At 35.7% G+C, this 7,783-nt stretch carries 9 protein-coding genes; 6 read left to right on the top strand and 3 right to left on the bottom strand.

Annotation, left to right across the window (positions count from 1 at the left end; translation table 11 throughout):
- Positions 1–187 (top strand): hypothetical protein (locus VB264_RS23155; protein WP_323253484.1); only part of this gene is annotated, 187 nt, incomplete at its 5' end.
- 67 nt (positions 188–254) lie between these two features.
- Here the strand turns inward: VB264_RS23155 and VB264_RS23150 are convergent.
- Positions 255–1,043: an SDR family oxidoreductase gene (locus tag VB264_RS23150; RefSeq protein ID WP_323253482.1), complete on the bottom strand. Its 789-nt coding sequence runs from the start codon at positions 1,041–1,043 to the stop codon at positions 255–257.
- Positions 1,044–1,112: 69 nt separating this feature from the next.
- Between VB264_RS23150 and VB264_RS23145 the strand changes: the two genes are divergently transcribed.
- Positions 1,113–1,880 carry a methyltransferase domain-containing protein gene (locus tag VB264_RS23145; RefSeq protein WP_323253480.1) on the top strand — a complete coding sequence of 256 codons (768 nt, stop codon included), beginning with the start codon at positions 1,113–1,115 and terminating at the stop codon, positions 1,878–1,880.
- A gap of 141 nt (positions 1,881–2,021) precedes the next feature.
- Here VB264_RS23145 and VB264_RS23140 read toward each other — a convergent pair whose 3' ends face one another.
- Positions 2,022–2,768 (bottom strand): hypothetical protein, encoded by a 747-nt coding sequence (locus tag VB264_RS23140; RefSeq protein WP_323253478.1) that lies wholly within the window; start codon positions 2,766–2,768, stop codon positions 2,022–2,024.
- Between the two features lie 184 nt (positions 2,769–2,952).
- Positions 2,953–3,474 (bottom strand): hypothetical protein, encoded by a 522-nt coding sequence (locus VB264_RS23135; RefSeq protein ID WP_323253476.1) that lies wholly within the window; start codon positions 3,472–3,474, stop codon positions 2,953–2,955.
- Positions 3,475–4,059: 585 nt separating this feature from the next.
- Between VB264_RS23135 and VB264_RS23130 the strand changes: the two genes are divergently transcribed.
- The 4 genes from VB264_RS23130 to VB264_RS23115 all read left to right on the top strand — a co-directional run bounded on the left by VB264_RS23130 (position 4,060) and on the right by VB264_RS23115 (position 7,728).
- Entirely contained in the window at positions 4,060–5,463 is a 1,404-nt protein-coding gene (locus VB264_RS23130) for a DASH family cryptochrome (protein WP_323253474.1), read from the top strand.
- 156 nt (positions 5,464–5,619) lie between these two features.
- The gene (locus tag VB264_RS23125) at positions 5,620–6,207 is read left to right on the top strand and encodes a LemA family protein (RefSeq protein ID WP_323253472.1); all 588 of its coding nucleotides are present in this window, start codon (positions 5,620–5,622) and stop codon (positions 6,205–6,207) included.
- 260 nt (positions 6,208–6,467) lie between these two features.
- Positions 6,468–6,902 carry a TPM domain-containing protein gene (locus tag VB264_RS23120; protein ID WP_323253470.1) on the top strand — a complete coding sequence of 145 codons (435 nt, stop codon included), beginning with the start codon at positions 6,468–6,470 and terminating at the stop codon, positions 6,900–6,902.
- 46 nt (positions 6,903–6,948) lie between these two features.
- Entirely contained in the window at positions 6,949–7,728 is a 780-nt protein-coding gene (locus VB264_RS23115; RefSeq protein ID WP_323253468.1) for a TPM domain-containing protein, read from the top strand.
- Positions 7,729–7,783 lie beyond the last annotated feature (55 nt).

Here is a 7,783-nt window from a genome sequence, read left to right as displayed (position 1 = left end):
CATGCACCCTTATAAAGACCAATTCGAACAACTCAAACAACATGTAAAAACGTGGCTTGATAAATATACTACACATGAAAACCATGATGACCTTCGAAAATATGTAGGATTGTTCAACCCAGATAACTTTCTTGGAACAATCTGTAAAAACATTAACCAAAATACAAAAGGAACGGTTATTTTATGAAAGCTAATAAGTCCCTCGCTAGTGATAAGGCTTGAATACTAATTCTCTATTTGAGACATTTTCCTCTTTACATGCAGCTCAATCGCCCGCCATCTACAGGCAAGTTAACGCCATTGATATATGCTGCTGCTGGACTGCACAAAAATGCTACAGCCGCTCCAAATTCTTCTGCCTCACCAAATCTGCCTGCTGGAATATCTGCTTGAAAAACCTTTTCCATCGCTTCTTTTTCTAATCCTGCTGAATTGGCTCTGGAATTAACCACAAAATCTAAACGTGCCGTTTTAGTATAACCTGGCAATACATTATTCATGGTAATACCAAATTGTCCCAATTCATTTGCCAAGGTTTTTGACCATGAAGCTACCGCTCCACGAGTAGTATTGGATACACCTAAACCATTGATGGGTTGTTTTACCGAAGTAGAAATTACATTGATGATTCTACCAAAACCTGCTGATTTCATGCTTGGCACACAGGCTTGCACCAGAATATGGTTACAGATTAAATGATTGGAAAAAGCTTGCGTAAACTCCTCAATCTTGGCATCTATGATAGCGCCACCTGCTGGGCCTCCTGTATTGTTCACCAATATATGAACAACAGGATTGATTTCAAGGTGTTTTTCGATACCCGCTTTTACTTCATCAGGTTTAGAAAAATCAGCTACGAAATAAGAATGTTGCTGCCCTTTTGAACTATCTAGGCTTTGAAGAGTTTCCTTGAGTGTAGTCTCGTTACGGGCTACTAAAGTTACATTAGCACCTAACAGTGCAAGCTCGATGGCAGAAGCACGACCAAGTCCTTGGGTACTGCCACAAACAATGGCATTTTTATGGGTTAAATCTAAATTCATGATTGGAGGAAATTAAATATATTAAGCTATTTTTACTTTCACTTTGCCCATGTGGCGAATACTCATGCCATGACTCAAAGTCATGGCATGAGTAGAACGATGAGTATTCACAACAAAGATATGCCAGATTTATCATTTAGAAGTACAGAAAAAGAACTGATTGACGACTTAGATTTAGATAATGATGCCCTCCGTCAGAATTTGGAGGAATTGGCTATCATCAATAAATATTTAGGAGGTAATCAAGTAACGATTAGTGGACTTGAGACTGTCTTCAACAATTTGACTACTCAACAACCTACCTATCAAATAGCAGATTTAGGATGTGGCGGAGGCGATATGCTGATGGTAATAGCAAAATGGGCAAAAAAGAAACAGGTAAAAGCTGAATTGATAGGGATTGATGCCAACGATTTTATGATTGAATTTGCTAAAAAAAGGACAACTCAATTCCCCGAAATTCAGTACTTATACCAGAATATTTTTTCAGAAGAGTTCCAGCAACATTCCTTTGATATTGTTACGATGACACTGTTTTGCCATCATTTTGATAACGAAAGTTTGATAAAACTATTTAAGCAACTCAAACAACAAAGTCGCCTAGCCATTGTTATTAATGACATTCACCGACATTGGTTTGCCTATCATTCTATCGCTTGGATTACCAAACTATTCTTAAAATCATACTTGGTAAAAAACGACGCCAAGCTATCCGTTTGGCGAGCCTTCCGAAAATCAGATTTAGAAACCATCATTCAGCAAGCAGGCTATACACGATATTCAATCAAGTGGAAATGGGCTTTTCGTTGGGAAGTTGTTTTGTTTTGTGAGTCATAGAGAGCATTTGTTCACTCATGGCATGACTGACAGAATGTTGGTTATGCTCAAAATAACTGAATGAGTCATGTCGTGAGTATTTTAAAGACCTTGCTTAGCGTAGCGTTTCACTCGTTCTATGATTTAAGTATGACTAAATATCTATTTCTTGTCATATTCCTCTGGTAGCTTCATTGTAAAGGCTTTCATTTTACTCCTACTTATTTTCTTTGTTATTTTATAATTTTCACGATTAAGGTATTGTATCATTATCGGATAATTGTCTTTTGAGTTTACATTGACGAGGTCACCATTAGTGTAATTGAAAAGATTAAAAAGCCAGTAATTGTGTCCCTCATATCTTTTCAATGTCATCGTGATAATTTCATAGTTTCCATCTCCGTCAAAGTCTCTCTCTAGTTTGTTATCACTAGCTTTGTCAAACAAGGAAATTTTCGTAAAATGCCCTTCTTTATTTTGGAAGAGATATATAGTTCGCACATTCATTGATGCTGTTCCATTACCCATATACCAAGCAATTATTTTAACGTCTTTTAAATTATCGCCGTTTATATCAGCAACACGAATGGATTGGTTATCAATATTAACATCATTGAAAAACATTGGCTCGATTTTTTTTTGAAGTAATTTTTTATTGCGATAAATTCTTACGAAGGAATTATAATTATACCCAAAAGTTGTGAGTTGAATGGTTAAATTATCTTGGTTATCAAAGAATTTAGGAATTGTCATCGTACAATGAAATTTGTTTTCCGTTTCTGTCTTATCATAAAATTTCCAGTTCTTATATTCTCGGTATTTAATAGCTGGATATTTTTTATAAGGATATTGTCCCTTTGCAGTTAATGTTAAAAATGTTATGGCGAATAGTACTATGAGTGTCTTCATCTTAAAATGGCTTATAACTTACTTCAACTAGTCGTAGATTTTTCCTACGACCTAAAATTTCAAAGAGCGTCTCGCTCGTTCAATAAATCTTTCATAGATTACTAAAAACACCTCAATCTTCTGAGAGCGAGATGCTCTTCTTTATTGGAGGTCTTAGGAAATCCTAAGACCAATAGGAGCCTTATTAATCCAAATATAAAACTTGGTATTCTATTTTGTTTAAATACTCAAACTTAAAGGATAATATTATTTGACCAGATCCTTCAGTATCGGAAATTATAACTATATCTGATAATGTTGAGACTTTTAATTTTTGTGCGATGGTTGATTTTAAGTTACCAACAGATATTTTTTTGCCAATTAAAAATTTAGGAGATTTAATTAATGCGTATAGTAATATTTTATTCCCTGATGCACTTAAATATTTAACTTTATCCATGTTATTTGTAAATGTCCATTCATAATTCTTGATTCTTTTATCATAAATATTGTCTTTAATCTTTCTTTTTTTTGAGAAAGAAGATTTCATCAAGTACTCATACGAAAGGTTTTCTTTTAATAAATTTATTAAAAGAAAATCATTATCAATTTTTGTAGTATCAATACGACCCTTATAATAATGATGGAGGTCTTGAGACGGAAAAGAAAAGGAAGTATTTTTTAGTATAAAAAATAAAAATAGTAGGACAAGAAGCTTTTTTCCCATTTTACATAGAAGCTGTTTAAACTTTCCGTTTCTGAGGTGAAAGTATTGTATTTTTGGATTGATTTTTTCAAAATTTGCGAAGCATAGCATCGCTACGTTGAGTAAATTTTGGAACAAGCTATTCTAAAAGACTTAGTTTAACCCGAAAGGGAAAGTTTAAACAGCTTCATAATGTTTATTGTTTAATAGCATTTTTAATTCATAGGAGCATAACATATATTCAGGCTATGAAAAATTTCTACTATGTAGAGATAAGTTGTTTTATTTAGTTCTCTCTAACTGATTGTAGGCTTTTCCTACGACCTAAAATGGTAAAGATTGTCTCGTTCGCTTTATAATTCAGGAATCACAAAATATGCCTTCGATGATAAGAAACATCTCTCAAGAAACAAAAATTATATCAACACTACCAGAACTAGACGCTCTTCTTCATTGTAGGTATTAGGAGACCAGTTAGCTTTCACTCTTTTTCTAAACCTTAAGCCCGATTATTAGTTGATACAATTTAGCTACGAATATACAATTACAGGATGTTATTTTCGGGGTTAGTTAAAACAATTTCAATTATTTCAATCGAAGCTTTCTATGAAAATACTCCTTTGGTTTCGTAATGATTTACGTGTTCACGACCACGAGGCTTTGTTCAAGGCCTCGCAACAAACTTCTCAAGTATTTCCGCTTTATGTACTTGACCCTAGTATTTTTCAAGAACTGGCAATGGGCTTTCCCAAAACGGGCAATTTGCGTACCCAATTTCTTTTTGAATCTATCGAAAACCTTCGTAAAAACCTCCAAAGTATTGGCTCAAACTTAATTGTCCGAGTGGGGTATCCCGAAGAAATTATTCCAACCTTGGCAAAAGAATTATTGATTGATGAAGTATTCGTTTCGGAAGAAGTGACTTCAGAGGAAACAGAAATGGATACTTTGGTAGAGCTAGCCCTGAAACTAGAAGGAATCAAAATGAAATTTTTCTGGCAGTCCACGCTCTATCATTTGGATGATTTGCCGATGGAAATTGAAAATTTGCCCAATATTTTTACACAATTTAGAAATCAAGTAGAGAAATCAACTAAAGTTAGAAGTACATTTCCGATTCCCCAACATCTTAGTTTTCCTGAAAACGTAGAGGTTGGTGCATTGCCAAAGTTTGATTTCCCAAGAGCAAGTCAACATTCATACAAAGGAGGGGAAGATGAGGCCCTTAAAAGATTAGAGGAATATTTCTGGCAAAAAGACTTACTCAAAACTTATAAAGAAACTCGTAATGGAATGCTCGGCTTGGATTATTCTTCTAAATTTTCGCTTTGGTTAGCTAATGGATGTATTTCGCCGAGATATATTTATGAGCAAGTAAAAAAATATGAGTTAGAACGAACTCAAAATGAGTCTACCTATTGGTTGATTTTTGAATTACTCTGGCGAGATTACTTCCGGTTTGTAGCTTTGAAATATGGTAATAAAATCTTTTTTGAAAAAGGGATTCAAGGCAAAGCCGTTGTTTGGAAAAAAGATAAGCGTGTTTTTGAAAAATGGCGGATGGGCGAAACGGGTATTCCGTTGATTGATGCCAATATGAAAGAACTATTGGCAACAGGTTTTATGTCGAACAGAGGACGACAGAATGTGGCGAGTTTTCTGGTAAAAGATTTACAAATAGATTGGCGATGGGGAGCATCATGGTTTGAAAGTCAGTTGATAGATTATGACGTTTGTTCTAATTGGGGCAATTGGCTGTATGTGGCAGGCGTTGGTAATGACCCACGAGAAAACCGCTATTTTAATATCCTGAAACAAGCACACAACTACGACGAAAAGGGCGAATACGTGAAATTTTGGTTGCCAGCTTTAGCAAATATCCCTGCTGAAAAAGTACATTCAGTAGCTTTGTTGACACAGGAAGAACAAAGAAAGTTTTCAGTACAATTAGGAATTGACTATCCAAAGGCAATGATTGATATAAGAAAGTGGAGTATCAAAAATAAATGAAATGAGTTTTCAACCGTTCACATTCAAAAATCAAATATTCAGCATAGAAGTGGTTTAAGCGTTAAAAAAATATCTACATTTGAAACAGTATTACAGAGTGGCATAATTATTTTGCCTTAGTATTACATCACATATTCACATTAATTAATTAAAACTATGTCAAAAGGACTTCTTATTGGATTAGGCGTTGCCGCATTATTGTTATTCTGGGGTATTGGTGTCAGAAACGGCATGGCGACAGAAAATCAGGAGGTTGAAGCGTCTTGGGCGAAAGTTCAAACTGCTTATCAACGTCGTGCAGATTTGATTCCAAATTTAGTAAAAACGGTACAAGGAGTAGCAAACTTTGAAAAAGGAACACTTACCGATGTAATCAATGCACGTGCAAGCGCTTCACAAATTAAATTGGATGCCAAGGATTTAACACCTGAAAATATGAAGAAATATCAAGAGGCTCAAAGCCAATTGTCAGGCTCGTTATCTCGTTTAATGGTCGTAGCAGAGAAATACCCTGAATTGAAAGCCACTGAAAATTTCTCTGAATTACAGTCACAATTAGAAGGTACAGAAAACCGTATCAAGGAAGAACGTGATCGTTTTAATGATACTGTAAAAGGGTATAACAACAAAATTGTTACTTTCCCGAATAGCTTAATTGCAAGCTTCTCTGGATTTACAACGAAAGGCTATTTTGAAGCTGACGCTGGTGCATCGAAAGTTCCAACGGTTGAATTTCCAAAATAGTTTTTCGATGAAATAATGCAAGGCGAAAAGCAGGAAGCAATATCAATCTTCGCTTTTCGCCTTGTGCTATTTAGTGAGTTAGTGATTGAGCGAATTAGTGTTTTTTCAGTTAGTGAGTTAGTGAATTGTGAATTTAATATTCATAAAATCAAATCATAATTCACTTATTGAAAAATTCACAATTCACTAACTCACAACTAAAAAAACAATCACTAATTCACAACTCACTCAATCACTCACTGAAAAACTCACTCAATGTTATGCCTCAGAACTTTTTTAATGAAGTACAAAAAGAACAGATAGTGAAGGCCATTCAGGCAGCAGAATTGAACAGTTCTGGCGAAGTTCGATTACATATCGAAAAGAATTGTCCTAATCCTAATGTGTTAGACAGAGCAGCCGAAGTATTTCATGCTATTGGCATGGATAAGACTGCCCAACGGAATGGAGTACTTTTTTACCTATCGATTGAAGATCGAAAATTTGCTGTTATTGGCGATAAAGGAATTGATGAGGTTGTGCCTGACGACTTCTGGGAATCTACTAAAGAATTGTTAAGAAGCCATTTTTCACAAGGACTTTTTACCGAAGGATTTACCAAGGCTATCCACTTGGCTGGCGAGCAATTAAAACATTATTTTCCTTATCAGAAAGACGACACGAATGAATTACCAGACGAAATTTCGTTTGGATAAATAAGCCCAAACCTTTTCTGTAGAGGGAAGGGATTTTTTTATGAAGATGTTTAAGAAACTTTCAATTTATATACTTTGTACATTCTTTAGTTTATCACTATTGTCTGTACATTTTGTGTTGCACGCTCAGGATATACCCGCTAAACCAAGCCCACAAAGGTTGGTTAATGACTACGTAAGTATTTTGAGTAGTACCGAACGCGAATCATTAGAACAAAAACTTAGAGGATATGCCGATTCCACGTCTACACAGCTAACCATAGTCATTGTAAAAAATACTGGAGAATCTGACCCTTATGATTTTGCCATGAAAATTGCCAAAGATTGGGGCGTAGGACAGAAAGATAAAAACAATGGTCTGGTGCTGTTATGGGCTACCGATACCCGTAAAATCAGAATCGTGACGGGGCGTGGCATGGAAGCAACTATTACTGATGCTATTGCCAAAAGAATTATCAATAAAATACTATCTCCAAATTTCAAGGCTGGATTATGGTATCAAGGATTGGATGAGGCTACTACGGAAATGATGAAAAGGGCTTCTGGTGAATACAAAGCCGACCCCAAAGATGATGATGGAAGTCCTTTTGGTTTTTTAGCGATAGTTTTTGTCTTAGTCATCGTAGTTCTTATCATCGTAGCTCGTAATAAACGAGGCGGAGGTGGTGGCGGAGGCTTCAACAGTGGAGGTTGGGGTGGCCCAATTATCTTTACTGGAGGCGGTTTTGGCGGAGGACACTCTGATAATAGTGGCGGAGGTGGCTTCGACTTCGGTGGCTTTGGTGGTGGTGATTTTGGCGGTGGTGGTGCTGGCGGAGACTATTAAGAAAAAAATAAAAATGTATTCAAAAGGCTTCGTTTCGGCGAGGCCTTTTCTATTT

Source organism: Arcicella aquatica (assembly GCF_034928825.1).
GTDB lineage: Bacteria > Bacteroidota > Bacteroidia > Cytophagales > Spirosomataceae > Arcicella > Arcicella aquatica.
Note: the sequence above shows the minus strand (reverse complement) of the source record. Positions and strands in the feature narration are given on the sequence as shown.